Source organism: Actinomadura rugatobispora (genome assembly GCF_042656285.1).
In the GTDB taxonomy this organism is placed as follows: Bacteria; Actinomycetota; Actinomycetes; order Streptosporangiales; family Streptosporangiaceae; genus Spirillospora; species Spirillospora rugatobispora.
On the sequence record NZ_JBHSON010000083.1, the window covers coordinates 36003 to 52776 of the forward strand.

Annotated in this window: 13 protein-coding genes; 9 read left to right on the forward strand and 4 right to left on the reverse strand. The window is 73.5% G+C overall.

What is annotated here, in order from left to right; genetic code table 11:
* Window positions 1–16: 16 nt before the first annotated feature.
* From ACFPZN_RS42050 to ACFPZN_RS42065, 4 genes are read left to right on the forward strand one after another with little or no spacing between them, the layout of a single operon-like run.
* Complete coding sequence (locus ACFPZN_RS42050) at window positions 17–1267, forward strand: metal-dependent hydrolase family protein (protein ID WP_378288193.1); 1251 nt, start codon at window positions 17–19, stop codon at window positions 1265–1267.
* Window positions 1264–4797: an indolepyruvate ferredoxin oxidoreductase family protein gene (locus ACFPZN_RS42055; protein WP_378288194.1), complete on the forward strand. Its 3534-nt coding sequence runs from the start codon at window positions 1264–1266 to the stop codon at window positions 4795–4797. Before ACFPZN_RS42050 ends, ACFPZN_RS42055 begins: the two co-directional genes overlap by 4 nt.
* The gene (locus ACFPZN_RS42060; RefSeq protein WP_378288195.1) at window positions 4794–5519 is read left to right on the forward strand and encodes an EthD domain-containing protein; all 726 of its coding nucleotides are present in this window, start codon (window positions 4794–4796) and stop codon (window positions 5517–5519) included. Before ACFPZN_RS42055 ends, ACFPZN_RS42060 begins: the two co-directional genes overlap by 4 nt.
* Window positions 5520–5572: 53 nt before the next feature.
* Window positions 5573–5899 (forward strand): hypothetical protein, encoded by a 327-nt coding sequence (locus tag ACFPZN_RS42065; RefSeq protein ID WP_378288196.1) that lies wholly within the window; start codon window positions 5573–5575, stop codon window positions 5897–5899.
* Between the two features lie 75 nt (window positions 5900–5974).
* Here ACFPZN_RS42065 and ACFPZN_RS42070 read toward each other — a convergent pair whose 3' ends face one another.
* Both ACFPZN_RS42070 and ACFPZN_RS42075 read right to left on the reverse strand, forming a co-directional pair.
* On the reverse strand, window positions 5975–6313 hold the full coding sequence (locus tag ACFPZN_RS42070; protein WP_378288197.1) for a hypothetical protein: 339 nt from the start codon (window positions 6311–6313) through the stop codon (window positions 5975–5977).
* Window positions 6314–6449: 136 nt separating this feature from the next.
* On the reverse strand, window positions 6450–7910 hold the full coding sequence (locus ACFPZN_RS42075; RefSeq protein WP_378288198.1) for an aldehyde dehydrogenase: 1461 nt from the start codon (window positions 7908–7910) through the stop codon (window positions 6450–6452).
* Window positions 7911–8076: 166 nt separating this feature from the next.
* Here ACFPZN_RS42075 and ACFPZN_RS42080 point away from each other — a divergent pair, with 166 nt between their 5' ends.
* The 5 genes from ACFPZN_RS42080 to ACFPZN_RS42100 are packed head-to-tail and all read left to right on the forward strand — an operon-like array spanning window position 8077 to window position 14665.
* Complete coding sequence (locus ACFPZN_RS42080) at window positions 8077–8820, forward strand: SDR family NAD(P)-dependent oxidoreductase (RefSeq protein WP_378288199.1); 744 nt, start codon at window positions 8077–8079, stop codon at window positions 8818–8820.
* A gap of 49 nt (window positions 8821–8869) precedes the next feature.
* Window positions 8870–10510 (forward strand): N-acyl-D-amino-acid deacylase family protein, encoded by a 1641-nt coding sequence (locus tag ACFPZN_RS42085; protein WP_378288200.1) that lies wholly within the window; start codon window positions 8870–8872, stop codon window positions 10508–10510.
* A gap of 4 nt (window positions 10511–10514) precedes the next feature.
* Complete coding sequence (locus ACFPZN_RS42090) at window positions 10515–12791, forward strand: CoA transferase (RefSeq protein WP_378288201.1); 2277 nt, start codon at window positions 10515–10517, stop codon at window positions 12789–12791.
* A gap of 49 nt (window positions 12792–12840) precedes the next feature.
* On the forward strand, window positions 12841–14055 hold the full coding sequence (locus ACFPZN_RS42095) for a cytochrome P450 (RefSeq protein WP_378288202.1): 1215 nt from the start codon (window positions 12841–12843) through the stop codon (window positions 14053–14055).
* A 10-nt stretch (window positions 14056–14065) separates the two neighbouring features.
* Entirely contained in the window at window positions 14066–14665 is a 600-nt protein-coding gene (locus ACFPZN_RS42100; protein WP_378288203.1) for an alpha/beta fold hydrolase, read from the forward strand.
* 398 nt (window positions 14666–15063) lie between these two features.
* Here the strand turns inward: ACFPZN_RS42100 and ACFPZN_RS42105 are convergent, their stop codons facing one another.
* Both ACFPZN_RS42105 and ACFPZN_RS42110 read right to left on the reverse strand, forming a co-directional pair.
* Entirely contained in the window at window positions 15064–16047 is a 984-nt protein-coding gene (locus tag ACFPZN_RS42105; protein WP_378288204.1) for a hypothetical protein, read from the reverse strand.
* 140 nt (window positions 16048–16187) lie between these two features.
* The gene (locus ACFPZN_RS42110; RefSeq protein WP_378288205.1) at window positions 16188–16367 is read right to left on the reverse strand and encodes a hypothetical protein; all 180 of its coding nucleotides are present in this window, start codon (window positions 16365–16367) and stop codon (window positions 16188–16190) included.
* Window positions 16368–16774: the final 407 nt, after the last annotated feature.

The window sequence follows — 16774 nt, forward strand, 5'->3', positions numbered from 1 at the left end:
ACCGGGGAGGACGCAGATGGCCCAGCGGACACTCCTGAAGAACGCGCGCGTGCTCGCCTGCACCGGCGACGCGTCGGAGAAGCCGTTCGACGGTGACGTCCTGATCGAGGGCGACCGCATCGCCAGGGTCGTGGAGGGCCGGCTCGACGCCGACCCCGCCTCGGCGCGGACCGTCGACCTGCGGGGCGCCACCGTGCTGCCCGGCCTCGGCGACGCGCACGTCCACATCAGCTGGCCCCTGGACTTCGTGTTCGACCACGCCGGCGTCGCCGCGGCGCCGCCCGCCGAGCACATGCTCGACGTCGCCGCCGTGGTGCGGACGTTCCTGGAGAGCGGCTACACCTTCATCATCGGCGCCGGCACCACCCAGCCGCGCGACGACCTGCTCGCCAGGGACGCGATCGACCGGGGGCTGATCCCGGGGCCGCGGATCATCCCCAGCGGGCCGATGGTGGCCGAGGTCGGCGGCCTGGGCGCCGAGGGCGAGCTGATGGAGGTCGCCGCCGACGCCGACGCCCTCCGCGAGATCGTCGCCCGCCAGTGCGACATGGGCGCGCGGGCGCTCAAGCTGTTCATCTCCGGCGACGGGGTGGTGCCCGCGCACCCGTCCGACGACGTGTACATGAACGACGAGATGCTGCACGCCGCCGTCAAGGAGGCCGACCGGCACGGCGCGTTCATCACCGTCCACGCCCGCGGGTCGGAGAGCGTCGCCATGGCGGCGCGCACCGGCGTCCGGATCATCCACCACGCGTGCTTCCTGGACGACGCGGCGCTGCGCGCGCTGGAGGCCCGGCGCGACGACGTCTGGGTGTGCCCCGGCCTCCACTACCTGTACGCGATGGTGAACGGGCACGCCGAGCCGTGGGGCATGACGCCCGAGCGGATCGAGGCGTCCGGCTACCGCGAGGAGCTGCGGTCCCAGGTCGAGGGGATGCGCAGGCTGCGGGAGTCGGGCATCCGGATGCTCTCCGGCGGCGACTTCGGCCACCAGTGGACCCGCCACGGCACCTACGCCGCCGAGCTGCAGAGGTACGTCGAGCTCGCGGGCATGACGCCGGCGGAGGCGATCCACACCGCCACCCGCAACATGGGACCGGCCAGCGGGCTCGACATCGGGCAGGTCCGCGAGGGCTACCTGGCCGACCTGGTCGTCGTCGACGGCGACCCCACCGCCGACATCACCGTCCTGCAGCGGCCCGAGCTCCGCAGGGCCGTGCTCAAGGACGGTGCTTTCGCGTACGTCAACCCCGAGGTCTACCCGTGACGCAAACCCGGCCGGACCGGACGGATACCGCGATCCTGTCCGGCGTCGACACGCTCGCCCGCCTGCTCCTGCTGCGGCGGCGGCTCGACGAGAGGGACGGCCTCACCACGGCCACGATGGTCTCCGGGTACCCGGGCTCGCCGCTGGGCACCTTCGACCTCACCCTGGACCGCATGGGCGACGCGCTCGCCGAGCACGGCATCGTCCACCGCCCCGGCCTCAACGAGGAACTCGCCGCCGCGACCGTCTGGGGCAGCCAGATGGGCGCGGTGATCGAGTACGCCGAGGGCGTCGACGGCGTCGTCGGCGCCTGGTACGGCAAGGGCCCCGGGCTCGACCGCTCCGGCGACGCGCTCAAGCACGCGAACGCGATGGGGGCCGGGCCCAACGGCGGGGCCGTGATGTTCTGCGGCGACGACCCGGCCTCGAAGTCGTCCACGCTGGCGTGCGACAGCCACCACGCCTTCGAGGACGCGTGCGTCCCGGTGCTGTTCCCCGGCGACCAGCAGGACGTGCTCGACTTCGGGGTGCACGCCTTCCGCCTCTCCCGGTACTCGGGCGCGTGGGTCGGGATGAAGATCGTCACCTCGGTCGCCGACGGCGTCGGCACGGTCGACCTCGACCCCGGGCGGCACGCGCCGAGCGACCCCGAGGGGGTCGTGATCGAGGGCTCGCCGTGGCGCCACCGCCCCCAGAAGACGATCGGCCCCCACGCCGTGCCGGGCCAGGAGGCGCTGGTGGTGGAGCACCGGCTCCGCGCCGCCCAGGCCTACGCCCGCCACAACGGGCTGGACCGCGTGGTGGGCGCCGGGCCGGGGGCGCCGCTCGGCGTGGTCTGCGCGGGCAAGACCTACTTCGACGTGATCCAGGCGTTCGCCGACCTGGGCGTCACCGCCGGCGGGCTCGCCGCCGCGGGCGTGCGGATCCTGAAGCTCGGCATGACCTTCCCGCTGGTCGAGGAGACGGTCCTGGAGTTCGCCGCCTCGGTCGGCGAGCTGGTGGTCGTCGAGGAGAAGCGGCCGTTCATCGAGACCCACCTGCGGGCCGTCCTGCACCGGGCCGGGAGCACGGTGCCGGTGTCGGGCAAGCGCGACCGCTCGGGGAAGGCGCTGGCCTCGTCGGTGGGCGAGCTGGACCCGTCCGCGGTGGCGGCGATCCTCACCCGGATCCGTCCCGGGCTCGGCCGCCGCCGGGAGGCCGAGAAGGCGGCGCAGGCGGCGCAGGCGCCCCGGAAGACGCGGCTGCCGATGGTCCAGATCCCCTCGCGCGCGCCGGGGTTCTGCAGCGGCTGCCCCCACAACCGGTCCACGGTCGCCCCGGACGGCGCGCTGGTCGGCGGCGGCGTCGGCTGCCACGGGATCATGTACTTCGAGGCGCGGCACCAGGACCTGCGCAGCCTGCCGCCGACGCCGATGGGGGCCGAGGGCGTCCCCTGGATCGGCCTGTCGCCGTTCGTCGCCGAACCGCACGTGATCCAGAACCTGGGCGACGGCACCCTCAGCCACTCCGGGACGCTGGCCATCCGCGCGAGCGTCGCCGCCGGGACCGACATCACCTTCAAGATCCTCTACAACGCGGCCGTGGCCATGACGGGCGGCCAGGACGTCACCGGGCTGATGGACGTGCCCGCGATGACGCGGGCGCTGGAGGCCGAGGGCGTCGAGCGGATCGTCGTCTGCGCCGAGGAGCCCGGGCGCTACCCCCGCCGCGCGCGGTGGGCCTCGGGCGTGCAGGTGCTGGGCCGCGACCGGCTGCCCGAGGTGCAGGAGGAGCTGCGCGGCGTCCCCGGCGTCACCGTGATCATCTACGACCAGCGGTGCGCCGCCGAGTCCCGGCGGCTGCGCAAGCGCGGCGAGCTGGAGGAGCCGCCGCGGCGGGTCGTCATCAACGAGGCGGTGTGCGAGGGGTGCGGCGACTGCGGCACCAAGAGCAACTGCCTGTCGGTGCTGCCGGTCGACACCGAGTTCGGCGAGAAGCGGCAGATCCACGACCCGTCCTGCAACCGCGACTACACCTGCCTGGACGGCAACTGCCCGTCGTTCGTGACCGTCACCCCCAAGCGCCGGGGCCGGCGCAGGGTGCGGGCGCCGCAGGACGGCGGGACGGCGCGGCCGTCGCTGCCGCGGGGCGCGCTGCCCGAACCCGCCCTCCCCTCGGTGGACGGGCAGTACGGCGTCTACTTCACGGGCATCGGCGGCACCGGGGTCGTCACCGCCAACCGCATCATCGCCTCCGCCGCGGAGTCCGCGGGCTTCGTCGTCGGCGGCATGGACCAGACGGGCCTGTCCCAGAAGGCGGGCGCGGTCGTGTCGCACCTGCACCTGGCCGAGAGCAGGAACGCCCTGGGCTCGGCCTCGGTGAGCGAGGGCGGCGCCGACCTGTACCTGTCGGGCGACATCATCCAGGCCGCCGCCGAGGGCCATCTGGCCAAGATCCGCCCCGGCCGCACGGTCGCCGTCGTCGACCGGCACCTCACCCCGACCGCGGCCATGCTGCAGAGCGACGTCGCCCCGCCCGAGCTCCCGGCCCTGGAGCAGGCGATCGCGGAGCGGGCCGGGAAGGAGCGCGTGGCCTTCCTCGACTCCCAGCGCATCGCGGAGGCCGTCTTCGCCGACCACCTGCTCGCGAACGTGGTCCTGCTCGGCGCCGCGTTCCAGCTCGGCGGCCTGCCGGTCGCGCTCGGCGACGTCGAGCGGGCGATGCGGGGCCGGGCCGCCGACGCCAACCGGGAGGCGTTCGCCTGGGGCCGCTGGGCGGTGCACGACCCGGCGGCCGTCGAGGCGGCCCTCCAGGGCACCGGCGACGGCGACGGCGGGGGAGCGGAGAACGTCAACGACCCCTCGCCGCACGCGCTGGAGACGGCGGCCGCGCTCGTCGGCCGCAGCGCACTGCCGGCCGAGCTGCACGACCTGCTCATCCGGCGCGCGGCGCAGGCGGTCGACTACCAGGACGCGAAGCGGGCCGGGCGGTTCCTCGACCTGGTGGAGCGGACCGCGGCCCGCGACGGCGCCGACCGCAGCTGGGCGCTCACCACGGCGGTCGCGGAGGCGTGGTTCAGGCTCCTCACCTACAAGGACGAGTACGAGGTGGCGCGCCTGCACCTCAAGGTCGACTACGACCGGGTCGCGCGGGAGCTGGGGATCGAGGGGGCCTACGCGGTGACCTACCACCTCCACCCGCCCGTCCTGAAGAGGTTCGGGATGGACCGGAAGCTGCCCATGGGCCGGCCGTACGAGATCGCGTTCCGCGGGCTCCGCCGGATGAGGCGGCTGCGCGGCACCCCGTTCGACGTCTTCGGCTGGATCCCCGACCGGCGCACCGAGCGCGCCCTGATCGAGGAGTACGAGCGGCTGGTGGGCGAGATCCTCCGGCCGGAGGCCGCGCTGCCGTACGAGACGCGGGTGGCCGTCGCCGGGTCCGTCCTGTCGGTCAAGGGCTACGCCGAGATCAAGGACGGGAACCTGGAGGCGTGGCGGAAGCGGGTCGCCGAGCTCACCGCACCGGCGGCCGCGGCGGAGCCGCGCGCATGATCAAACGGATCCGGTGCGCCGCCCGGGGCAAGGGCGTGTCGGCCGCGGAGTTCGCGGAGGCCTGGCCGGGCGTGGTCGCCGGGGCGGCGCACGCCCCGCCGGACGTCCGGCCGTCGCGCGTCGCGGTCTGCACGACCGTGCCCGGCCTCGAGGGCGCCGCGCCCAGGCACGACGGCGTCGGCATCGAGTGGTTCGCCGACGCCGGGCACCTGCGCGGGTACCAGGCGTGGCTGCTGGAGTCGTCCGGCGGGCGGACGCTGCTGCGGAGGGCGGTCGAGCTGGTCGAGTACCGGGCCAGCCCGGTGGTCGTCGCCGAGGAGTCGGTCATGCGCGGAGAGGACTGGCTCGAACGGCGCTGGCGGGACGGGGGCGCCAGGCTCAAGCACATGGCCCTCGCGCTGCGGGCCGCCGGGCTCACGCCCGCGGAGTTCTCCGAGCGCTGGCGGAACCACGCGGGCCGGGTGGGGCGGGCGGGGCCGGCGGGCGCCGCCGCCATCCCCGCCGACGCCCGCGGCCAGGCGTACGTGCAGAACCACCCGAGCCCGCGGGCGAACGGGGAGTGGGCCTACGACGCCGTGAACGAGGTCTACTTCGACGACGTCGAGGGCCTGCGGAAGCGGATCGAGTGGTTCCGGGAGAACGTCACCGCGCAGGCCAACGAGGACCTCGTCCGCCGGTCGTGGTTCATCGCCGTGCGGGAAGAGGTCGTGCCGCCGGCCTAGGGTGACCGACATCCGTGACCGACATCCGTGACCGACATCCAGGAGGCAGGCGCATGCCGAAGGGCATCATGGTCGTCCAGTCCGGCCCGAGCGATCCCGCGCGCGAGGACGAGTACAACGAGTGGTACGGCAAGACGCATCTGGCCGACGTGTGCGCCGTGCCAGGCTTCGTGGGCGCCCGCCGCTACAAGGTGCGGGACGGCGGGGGAGAGGGCGGGGCGGGGCCGTCCTACCTCGCGATCTACGAGATCGAGGCGGACGACCTGGCCGCCCCGCTCGCGGAGCTGCGCGCCCGCAGCATCTCCGGGCAGATCAAGATGAGCGACGCGCTCCAGATGGACCCGGCGCCGGTGGTCACCTTTTACGAGCTCATCGAGTAGCGCGCGGCATCGGGTCCCGAGGGGTGTGCCCGGCATTGCGGTGGCGCCGTGCCGGGCACGTCCGTCATCGGGCGGTCATCGGTTCGCGGTGACCAGCTTGCGCGCGATGTAGACCTCGGCGCCGGCGAGGATCATCGACAGCGCGGAGGCGTTCTCGAGCGCGAGCCCGAGGCCGTTCTCGCCGACCTCGCGGACCTGGATGCCGTACGGCCCGATGGTCAGCGCGAGCGGGCCGGTGGAGCGCGCCGCCTGGCGGGGCGGTTCTGGAAAGCACCACTTCATCGGGCCTTCGGGGGTTGTGAAACACAGCTCGATGTAGTCCGCGCGGGCGGGGCAGCGGTGGACGGAGTCGAGTGTGGCCGGGAGAAAGGTCTCGCCCGGACGCGGACCGGAGAGGGAGGCTGTCTGCGCCACGATCCACCACCAATCAAGTAAGTGTTCACTCAGTTAGTATGGTAGCACCAACACACAGCATAAGAAAGGACGCCGCGGCACCATACGGCGGCCACGGCGTCCAAGGGATATTCCGGGGGTTCCGGTCCCCGCGCTCCTACCCGAGCGAGGCGGGGATGCCGATGCTCCGGGGCTCCAGGAAGCTGCGCAGCCCCTCGGGGCCCAGCTCCCGTCCCAGGCCCGACTCCTTGAACCCGCCGAACGGCACCAGCGGGAACGGCGGGTAGGCGCCGTTGATCGCGATGCTCCCGGTGCGGACGCGCCGCGCGATCGCCAGCCCGCGCGCCGGGTCGCCCGCCCAGACCCCGCCCGAGAGGCCGTAGGGCGAGTCGTTGGCGATCCGCACCGCCTCGTCCTCGCCGTCGTAGGGGATGAGGCACAGGACCGGCCCGAAGATCTCCTCGCGCGCCACCCGCATGGAGTTGTCCACGTCGGCCAGGATGGTCGGCTCGACGTACCAGCCCTTGGGGAGATGGGCGGGACGGCCGCCGCCCGCCGCGATGCGGGCGCCCGCCGCCGCGGCCAGGGCGATGTAGCCCTCGACCCGCTCGCGCTGGCGCTCGGCGACGAGCGGCCCGACCAGGACGGCGGGATCGTGCGGGTCGCCGACCGTCACCTTCGCGGCGGCCGCGGCCGCGGCCTCGACGGCCTCCGCGTACCGGGACCGGGGCAGCAGGACCCGGGTGTGGGCGCCGCAGACCTGCCCGGACAGGTGCATGGCCCCGCCCACCAGCGTCGGCATGACGCCGGCCACGTCGGCGTCGTCGAGGACGATGGCGGCCGACTTGCCGCCGAGTTCCAGCGAGACGCGCTTGACCTGCTCCCCGCACAGGCTCATGATCCGCTTGCCCGCCGCGGTGGAGCCGGTGAAGGCGACCTTGTCGGTGCCCGGGTGCGTCACCAGGTGCTCGCCGGCCTCGCGGCCGCCCGGCACCAGGTTGACCACGCCCGCCGGGACGCCCGCCTCCTCCAGGGCCTCGGCCAGCAGGTAGTTGCTCAGCGGGGCCTCGGGCGGCGGCTTGATCACCACCGCGCAGCCCGCCGCCAGCGCCGGCGCGGTCTTCCAGGAGGACAGGGTGACCGGGGCGTTCCACGGGACGATCGCCGCGACCACCCCGACCGGCTCGTTGGTCACCAGCGCCCTGCGGTCGCCGGCGGTCACCTCGCGCTCGAAGTCGAAGGTGCGCGCGAGCTCGGCGTAGTAGTCGAACAGTGCGGCGACCAGGCCGGTCTGGGCCCGGGGCGCCTGGCTGACGGCGCAGCCCATCTCGTCCACGGTCACGCCGGCGATCTCGCCCTCGCGCTTGCGCAGCGCGGTGGCGGCGCGGGCCAGGACGTCGGCCCGCTCGGCGGGCGCCATCCGCGGCCAGGGGCCGTCGTCGAAGGCCGCGCGGGCGGCGCCGACGGCGCGGTCGATGTCGGCGGTCGTGGCGACGGGGACCTCACCGACGACCTCCTCGGAGGAGGGGGACACCACGCCGAGGCGCTCCCCGCCCGCCGGTGCCGCCCAGTCGCCTCCGATGTAGAACTCCCGCCGGTACATCAGCCGGTCTTCCACGCTGCCTCCCACCTCGGCCAAGGGGCCCACAACCTAACATGATGAGTGAACGCCCGCTATAATCCGATCTAAGTATGTGAAGGCTCACTTGCCAAGGTTTCGCGGTGGCCGTTAGGTTCGTCGCGCAGCCGGACGCGGCCGGAGCGCGAACCCGAGAAGGGGACTGATGGGCCTGCTGGATGGGAAGGTCGCCGTCATCACCGGCGCGGGATCCGGGATGGCGAAGGCGTCGACGAAGGTCTTCGTGCGCGAGGGCGCCCGGGTGGTCGCCGCCGACATCAGCGGCGCCCAGAAGGACACCGCGGCCGAGGTCGGCGAGGCCGTCCTGCCGGTCCACTGCGACGTCACCAAGGAGGACGACGTCGCGGCGATGATCGAAACCGCCGTGCAGCGCTTCGGGCGCGTCGACGCCGTCCTGAACGTGGCCGGCATCGGCGTGGGCCTGCCCATCACCGACCTCACCATGGACCACTACGACACGACGATGAACGTCGACCTGCGCGGCGTGCTGCTGGGCATGAAGCACGGCATCCGGGCCATGCTCCGCACCGGCGGCGGCACGATCATCAACTGGTCGTCGGTGGGCGGGCTGAACGGGTCCACCAAGGGCACCAGCGTCTACTCCGCCGCCAAGGCCGGCGTCATCGCCGTCACCAAGGCCGCGGCCGTCGAGTACGGCCCCCAGGGCGTCCGCGCCAACGCCCTCTGCCCCGGCTTCATCCTCACCGAGGTCATGGGCGCCGCGGGCCTCAGGGACTTCCCGGACATGGTGGAGAAGGCCGCGCTGAGGCGGGCGGGGGAGCCGCACGAGGTCGCCGAGGTGGCCGCCTTCCTCGCCTCGGACCGGGCCTCGTTCGTCACCGGTGCAGTCATCCCGGTCGACGGCGGCTGGGCCGCCCACCTCGCCTGAGCCGCCGCACGGCGGAGAGCCTGACCGAAACGCAACGATCGGAGTGTCGATGGATCTGCTCCTGCGCCGGGCCACGTTGGTCGACGGCACCGGCGGCCCGGCCCGGCCCGCCGACGTGGCGGTCGAGGGCGACCGCATCACGGCCGTCCGGTCGCCCGGCGAGCTCACCCCCCTCCCGGACACCGAGGTGGTGGACCTGGACGGCCTCGTCCTGGCGCCCGGGTTCATCGACGTCCACACCCACTACGACGCGCAGATCCTCTGGGACGCCGACCTCACCCCCTCCAGCTGGCACGGCGTGACCAGCGTCGTCATGGGCAACTGCGGGTTCGGCGTGGCGCCGACCCGCCCCGAGCACCGCGACATCATCGTGCGGACCCTGGAGAACGTCGAGGGCATGTCGATGGAGGCGCTCGAGGCGGGCATCGACTGGTGCTTCGAGACCTTCCCCGATTACATGGCCGCCATCGACCGGCGCCGCAAGCGCCTCAACGTCGGCGCGTTCGTCGGGCACTCGCCGCTGCGGCTGTTCGCCGTCGGCGGGGAGGAGCGCCCGGCCACCGAGGAGGAGGTCGAGACCCTCCGCGGGCTCGTCCGCGAGGCCATCGAGGCCGGCGCCATCGGGTTCTCCACCTCGCGGCAGCCCGCCCACCAGGGCGCCTACGGCCGCCCGGTGCCGAGCCGGTTCGCCGAGACCGACGAGATCTACGCCGTCGCGTCGGTGCTGGGCGAGCTCGGCAAGGGCGTCATGCAGATCTCGATCGGCCCCGGCATGTTCGTCGACCAGTTCTCCGAGATCGCGGTCCGCTACGGCGTCCCGGTGACCTGGACGGCGCTGGTGGCGCGCGCCGACAAGCCCGGCGCCGCGCTGCGCACCGTCGAGCGCGGCGGCAAGCTCCCCGGCGAGGTCTACCCGCAGATCGCCTGCCGCCCGATCGTCATGCAGATCGCCATGACCGACCCCACCCCGCTCGGCGAGATCGACGCCTGGAAGGAGGTGCTGGCCCGTCCTCGCGAGGAGCGCGCCGACCTCTACCGCGACGAGGCGTGGCGGGAGCGGGCCCGGCCGGAGACCCTGGAGGCGTGGAGCCACCGCTGGCCCAAGACCAGCGTCGAGGAGACCCGCGCCCACGCCGACGCGGTCGGGATCCCCCTGGACCGGCTGGCCAAGGAGCGCGACACCACCCCCTTCGACCTGCTGATCGACCTGGCGCTGAGCGACGGCATGGCCACCCGGTTCCGGATCGTCCTGGACAACGACGGCGACGACGAGGTCGGCGAGCTGCTCGCCGACGAGCGCACGCTGCTCGGGCTGTCCGACGCCGGGGCGCACGCCACCCAGCTGTGCGACGCCTGCTACTCGACCCACCTGCTCGGGCACTGGGTGCGCGAGCGCGGGGCGATCACCCTCGAACAGGCCGTCTGGCGGCTGACCGGCCACCCGCACAAGGCGTTCCGCATCGCCGACCGCGGCCTGGTGCGCGAGGGCTTCCACGCCGACCTGGTCGCCTTCGACCCCGGCACCGTCGGCACCACGCCCGTCGAACGGGTCGACGACCAGCCCGGCGGCGCCGACCGCCTCGTCGTGCGCAGCACCGGCGTGGAGCACATGTGGGTGAACGGCGTGGCGACGCGGACCGGCGGCGAGGACGTCGCCGACGTGGCCCCCGGCCGGCTCCTGCGCAGCTGACGCCATGGCACCGCTGGAGGGACTGCGCGTCGTCGAGGCCGCGCTCGGCATCAGCGCCGTGGGCGCGGGCCCGGCCGTCAGCCTGCCCGGAACGCTGCTGCGGGACCTGGGCGCGGAGGTGACCCGCGTGCGCCCGGCGCGCCGCTCCACCCTCGACGCCGGCGTGGAGTTCGACCGCGTCTGGGACCGGGGCAAGGAGATCGTCGAGGTCGGCGACGACCCCGGCCGGGCCGCGGGCGCGGTGGCCGCGCTCGCCCGGGACGCCGACGTGCTGGTCGTCGCGGGCGCCGAGGACGCGGTCGAGCGGCGCGGGCTGCGCTACCAGGACCTGGCCCGGGAGAGCCCGCGGCTCGTGGTGACGCGCGTCAGGCCGAGCCACAACGCGCTGGGCCCCGTCCCCGACCTGGAACTGCTCGTCCACGCCCGGGCGGGCCTGCTCACCCAGATCCGCGGGCACCGGCCCGGCCCCGTCTTCGGCGACCTCACCGTCGCCTCCGCCGGCGCCGGGCTCTCCGCGACCGCCGGCACCCTCGCCCGCCTCTACGAGCGCGAGTCGACGGGCCTCGGCGGCTGGGTGGAGACCTCGCTGTACGACGGCCTCCAGGCCCTCCTCCCGATGATCATCGGGAGGGTCGAGCACCACTCGCCGTCCACCACCCTGCTCTGGAAGGAGCAGGGCCCGGCCGAGGCGCTGTCCTACCGCTGCGCCGACGGCGAGTACGTGCAGCTCTGGTTCGGCGCCAAGGGCGCCTACGAGGCGTTCCTCGACCATGTCGGCGACCCGCCCAGCGAGAAGGGCTACAACGCCGACCTGATGAGCGGCGCCATGGTCGAGCGGGGCGAGCGGTGGGCGGCGATGTTCGCCACCCGCGACCGCGACCGGTGGGTCGAGGACCTGAGCGGCAAGAACTTCCGCTGCGAGCCGGTGTGGCGGCCGGGGGAGGCGCTGCGCGACCCCCACGTCCGCGAGATCGGCCTCAGCGCCGACCACCACGACCCCGACCGCGGCGCCATCACGGCACTGGGGCCGGTCGTGCGCGTCACGCGCACCCGCGACGGCGCACCCCGGGGCGGCGGGGCGCCTACGGCCGGAGACGCCGCGGGCCCGCTGGCCGGTGTCCGCGTCCTCGACCTGTCGGCCTACCTGGCCGGGCCGATCGCGCCGCTCGTCCTCGCCGGGCTCGGCGCCGACGTGGTCAAGGTCGAACCGCCCGGCGGCGACGCGCACCGCGGCATGGAGCCGATGTTCGCCGCCGGCCAGCGCGGCAAGCGCGCCCTCGCCCTCGACCTGAAGTCGCCCGGCGCCCCGGCCGTCCTGGAACGGCTCTTCCGCTGGAGCGACGTGGTGCACCACAACTCCCGGGTCGGGGCGGCCGAACGGCTCGGCTACGACGAGGAGACGGTGCGGGCGGCCAACCCGGACGCGGTCTACAGCTTCGCCAGCGGCTTCGGCGAGCGTGGCCCCCGTGCCCTCCTGCCCGCCAACGACCAGCTGATGCAGGCGCTGGCCGGGGTCGAGGCCGCCCAGGGCGGCGACGGCCGTCCCCCGACGTACCTGGTGTGGGGCGCGGTCGACGTCACCGGCGGCTGGCTGGCGGCCTGCGGCATCCTCGCCGGACTGTACGCCCGCCGCCGCCGCGGCGGCGGGCAGTCGGTCGCCGGCAGCCTGCTCGGCGCCGCCCTGACCCTGAAGTCGGGCGCGTTCCGCACCGCGGACGGCGTCGTCGGCGGCCCGGTACTGGACGCGGAGCAGACCGGCTACGGCGCCGCCTACCGCCTCTACCAGGGCGGCGACGGCGCCTGGTTCGCGTTGGCCGTGCCCGACGAGCGGGCGTGGAACTGCCTGCGCGAGGTCACCGGGCTGGACGGCCTGCCCGCGACGCCCCCACCGCTGCGCACCGGGCCCTCCGGCCCGCAGCCCGAGGAGACCCTTCTGGAAGACGCCTTCCGGACCAGGGACGCCGCCGCCTGGACGGCCGCGCTCCGCGCCGCCGGAGTGCCCGTCGAACCCGTCCCCGACGCCGACCGGACCGAGTTCGCGGCGGGATTCGTCGACGACCCGGTCAACCGGCGCCTGGGGCGCGTGGTCGGCTACCGCTGGGGCGCCCGCGGCAGGGTCGACCAGCCCGCCCTCCCGCCCCGCGTCGGCCCCGGCCCCGAAACTCCCGCCCCCGCGGGAATACCCGGGCTCGGGGAGCACACCGACGAGGTGCTGCGAGAACTGGGCCTCGACGCCGCCGGGGCCGGCACCACCGGCGCACGGCGGCGACAGGATGAATGACGAAGCTATGAACAGCGGCCGGCAAGGGGCCGCCGGAGAAGGAGATCTGATGGAGACGAGCGCGTCGGGCGGACCGATCACCGACGAATGGGTCGAGCGCCATTTCGACCATCTGTCGCCGGAGCTGGCCCGCGACTTCCACCCGACGCTGGCCCGCGCCCGCGCCAAGTGCCCCGTGGCGCACAGCGACCAGTACGGCGGGTTCTGGTACGCCACCAAGTACGAGGACGTGCTGCGCATCGCGCAGGACTGGAAGACCTTCAGCTCCGAGCTCGGCATCACGGTGCCCAACCTCGGCGCCGGGATGAAGGTCCTGCCGGTCACCATCGACCCGCCGCTGCAGCGCACCTTCAAACGGCTGATCAACGTCCACTTCACCCCCGCGAAGATCGCGCCGTGGGAGGAGCCCACCCGGCGGCTGGTCACCGGGCTCATCGACGACTTCATCGAGCGCGGCGAGTGCGACTTCATGAAGGACTTCGCCCGCCCCTACCCCGGGCTGGCGTTCTTCGACCTCGCCCTCCACGCGCCCTCCGACGACCTGGACGAGGTCAACCACTACGCGACGATGGCCTCCCTGCCGCACATCGAGGAGTCGCGCGACTGCCTGATGAAGCTCGCCGGATGGATCAGCGAGTTCATCGAGCGGCGGCGCAAGGAGGAGCCGCGCGGCGACGTCGTCGACGCGGTCATGAACGCCGAGGTCGAGGGCCGTCCCATCACCCACGAGGAGGTCATCGGCACCGTCCAGCTGCTGGTGCTGGGCGGGCTGGAGACGACCGCCGGCGTGCTGGGCGCCGCGATGCAGCGCTTCTGCGAGCACCCCGAGATCCTGGAGGAGCTCCGCGCGAACCCCGAGCGGATCCCCGCCGCCGTGGAGGAACTGCTGCGCCTGGACGGCTCGTTCATCTGCATCGGCCGGACGGCCAGGCACGACGTGGAGTTCGAGGGCCACCAGATCAAGGAGGGCGAGCAGATCCTCATCTACTGGGCCTCCGCCAACCGCGACGAGGCCGAGTTCCCCGACGCCGACTCCTTCGACCTCGACCGCACCAGCAACCGCCACATCGCCTTCGGCGCCGGCCCGCACCGCTGCGTCGGCTCCAACCTCGCCCGCATGAACCTGCGCATCGCCCTGGAGGAGATCGCGCAGCGGCTCGTCGACGTCAGGCTCCAGCCGGACGCCGACATCGACTTCCACTCCACCTTCAACCGCGCCCCGCTGTCGGTGCCCATCACCTTCACCCCCGGCCCGCGGTCCTGACCCCCCGCCCATGAGATTCGTCCTGGTCCACGGCGGCTTCCACGGTGCGTGGTGCTGGAGCCGGACGATCCTCGAACTGGAACGGCTCGGGCACCGGGCCGTCGCCGTCGACCTGCCCGGGCACGGCGAGCGCCGCGACGAGGAGGGCGATCTGGGCGACCGCCGGGACGCGATCGTGTCCGTGCTGCGGCCCGGCGACGTCCTGGTCGGGCACTCGGGCGGCGGCTACGACGCGACGGTCGCCGCGGACGCGGCGACCGGCCTGGTGCGCCACGTCGTGTACCTCGCGGCCGGGCTGCCGCGCGAGGGCCGCACCATCCCCGAGGCCATGACGATGCGCGACGCCGAGGACGGGGAGATCGACGGCGACGTCACCGGGATGCTGCGGTACCTGCGCTTCCACGACGACGGGCGGATGGAGTTCGCCGACTACGAGGGCGCGCGGGACTTCTTCCACCACGACTGCGACGAGCCGACCGCCCGATGGGCGTTCGAACGGCTCACGCCCGAGTCGTTCGGCGACTACCACAGCGCCACGGTGTCGATTCCCCGGTTCTGGGAGGCGGACCAGGACCGGGCGAAACCGTTCCTAAACAGTGTCCAGGAGTGACATCTGATGTCGGCTCTGGGTACTGCGCGTATCCCGAACGGTGTTGGATGCGCTGGTCGCCCGCGTTCGTCTGCCCGTCCGGCTGGGTGCATCGTGTGCACGTTCCGTGATGGGTGGGCGGGTTCCCTCGCGCTCGCGTGCGCCGGGTCGGGCCTGGGCGGTCCGATGCCCCTGCTCATCGCTCTGGTGGGCAGGGGGCGGTGCCGTCCGTCGCCGGATCGGGTGCCCGAGGGCGCGTCGCCCGATCGCGATGCTCGCGGCATCGTGCCGGGAAACTTCTCGGTCAGGGGTGCGCAGTGGCTGCTGCCAGTGCTGGGCACCCCACTTGGATGTGTAGGCCGGGTCGACGGCCACGACCGCCAAGCCCGCTTCGGCCGCCATCGACACCAGCCGTGCCTTCAGTTTCCCGGTGGGAAGCCGGAGATCAGCTGGCGGAACCGCCTGCGCCGCCCGTGCTTCTCCCGGGTCTTGCCGTCGGTGAAGTCGAGGTCTTCGATGGCGATGGCGGTGACGCCGCAGGACGCGGCCCAGTGCAGCAGGCGGGTCAGAGCGTGCCGGATCTGCGCGTCGCGATGCGAGGCGCTTCCGGTCAGGGTGTAGTCGAACCGGTGCGGGTCGCCGACGGGGTTGCCGCAGGGGTCGAGCCGCCATGCGGCCAGGTGGTCGGCGTTGGCATCCACCCCGATCACACCCCGCGCATACGCCGTCCGGAGGGGGAGGGTGCGGGAAGGAGTGCGCTGCCAGGACACGGTCAGGTACCAGCGGTCGCGTTCGGGGTCGTGGTGGATGCGGTAGGCCACGGCACGGTCGGCCTCGATGCGGTCGGCCCACTCGGCTCCCCGGTGCCGGAACGCGACGCGGGCGGTGAGGACGTAGCGGCCGTGCGGAGCGTTCGCCAGGGACGCCAGGGGGGTGGGGAGGCGGATCGACACCTGGCCGTCGGGGGTGAGGCGGATGGTCTCGTTGCCGTACCGCTTCCCGCTCTCGCCATCGGCCTGCAGGAACCGGCGTCCGGCCTCCCAGCGCTCCCGCCACCGCTGCTCGGTGAGCCCGGCGGCGTCGAGGTGGTGGCGGGTGCGGGCGAGCCTGGTTCCGCCGCGCACCACGTGCACGATCCCGGCGTCCCGGTCGGCCCGCTCACGGGTGAGGCGGTCTTTGAGGACGCCCAGGCGGCGGGACTTGTGAAACCACTCGCGCCGGGACCGGTACCCGCCCGGGGCGCGCTTGGTGCCTTCGGCCCCGATCGGCAGGGACAGTCGGTGCTCCAGCGTCCGCACCCCCGCCTCCAGGCCCTGGATGTGGGCCTGCTGGGCGCGCCGGGCCAGGGCCCACTGGTCATGGGTGGCCTTGGTGATCGAACCGGCCCACCGCGCCGACGACACCCCGGTCAACTCCCGCTTACGCGCCGCCCACCGATCCGCATCATGGTGCAGGCCGTCGCCGCACCGGGCCTTCAGATCCCGGGCGGCCTGCGAACCCAGATGCGCTCCTACCAGCCGTAGCACCTGCTCGTCGGCAGCGGTCAGGCCCTGAAACGGTCACGCACCGCCACCCCCGACGGGCCCGCCGCCACGAACGGCGCCGCAACCGCACGCACCCCGGACGCCGCACGCATGCCGGACGCGGCGCGGACTCGGGGGGCGGGTGCATCGCCGCGGGCCGTCTCGTCGGCGACCACCACCCTGGAAGCGGAACGCGACATGGCGAACACTTTAAGTGAGGCTGTTCGAACGTGCAATCGATTTGATTGCTCGTACACTGTGGCGGCACGCCACCACGGGCATTCCTGATTGTTCATGGACACTCATGAACACTCTCCCGCCAACAGTTCCGAACCCCGCTGGCTCTCGGACGCCGTCGTGCGGCGGCTCGGTGTCGAGCCGCTCACCATCGACGCCTCGCACTCACCGTTCCTCAGCCGTCCGAGGGAACTGGCCGAACTGCTCGTGCACGCGGTGACCACCGTCCCGGTCGGCCCCCTCCTCCGGGACTGTACGGTTTTCGGTGTAACTCCTGATCATGGAGTGACACATGACAACCGGAACGAGCACGGAGGCTGTGGTGGCCGAGTCCGACAAGCCGACCACGGCCGCGGTCGAGCAGGAGCTG

What these genes read in the sequence shown, in the direction of transcription:
- ACFPZN_RS42065 (WP_378288196.1), top strand. Translation starts at nt 5,573, where the DNA reads ATGCCGAAGGGCATCATGGTCGTCCAGTCCGGCCCGAGCGATCCCGCG.
- ACFPZN_RS42090 (WP_378288201.1), top strand. Translation starts at nt 10,515, where the DNA reads ATGGCACCGCTGGAGGGACTGCGCGTCGTCGAGGCCGCGCTCGGCATC.
- ACFPZN_RS42050 (WP_378288193.1), top strand. Translation starts at nt 17, where the DNA reads ATGGCCCAGCGGACACTCCTGAAGAACGCGCGCGTGCTCGCCTGCACC.
- ACFPZN_RS42085 (WP_378288200.1), top strand. Translation starts at nt 8,870, where the DNA reads ATGGATCTGCTCCTGCGCCGGGCCACGTTGGTCGACGGCACCGGCGGC.
- ACFPZN_RS42100 (WP_378288203.1), top strand. Translation starts at nt 14,066, where the DNA reads ATGAGATTCGTCCTGGTCCACGGCGGCTTCCACGGTGCGTGGTGCTGG.
- ACFPZN_RS42110 (WP_378288205.1), bottom strand. Translation starts at nt 16,367, where the DNA reads ATGTCGCGTTCCGCTTCCAGGGTGGTGGTCGCCGACGAGACGGCCCGC.
- ACFPZN_RS42060 (WP_378288195.1), top strand. Translation starts at nt 4,794, where the DNA reads ATGATCAAACGGATCCGGTGCGCCGCCCGGGGCAAGGGCGTGTCGGCC.
- ACFPZN_RS42095 (WP_378288202.1), top strand. Translation starts at nt 12,841, where the DNA reads ATGGAGACGAGCGCGTCGGGCGGACCGATCACCGACGAATGGGTCGAG.
- ACFPZN_RS42080 (WP_378288199.1), top strand. Translation starts at nt 8,077, where the DNA reads ATGGGCCTGCTGGATGGGAAGGTCGCCGTCATCACCGGCGCGGGATCC.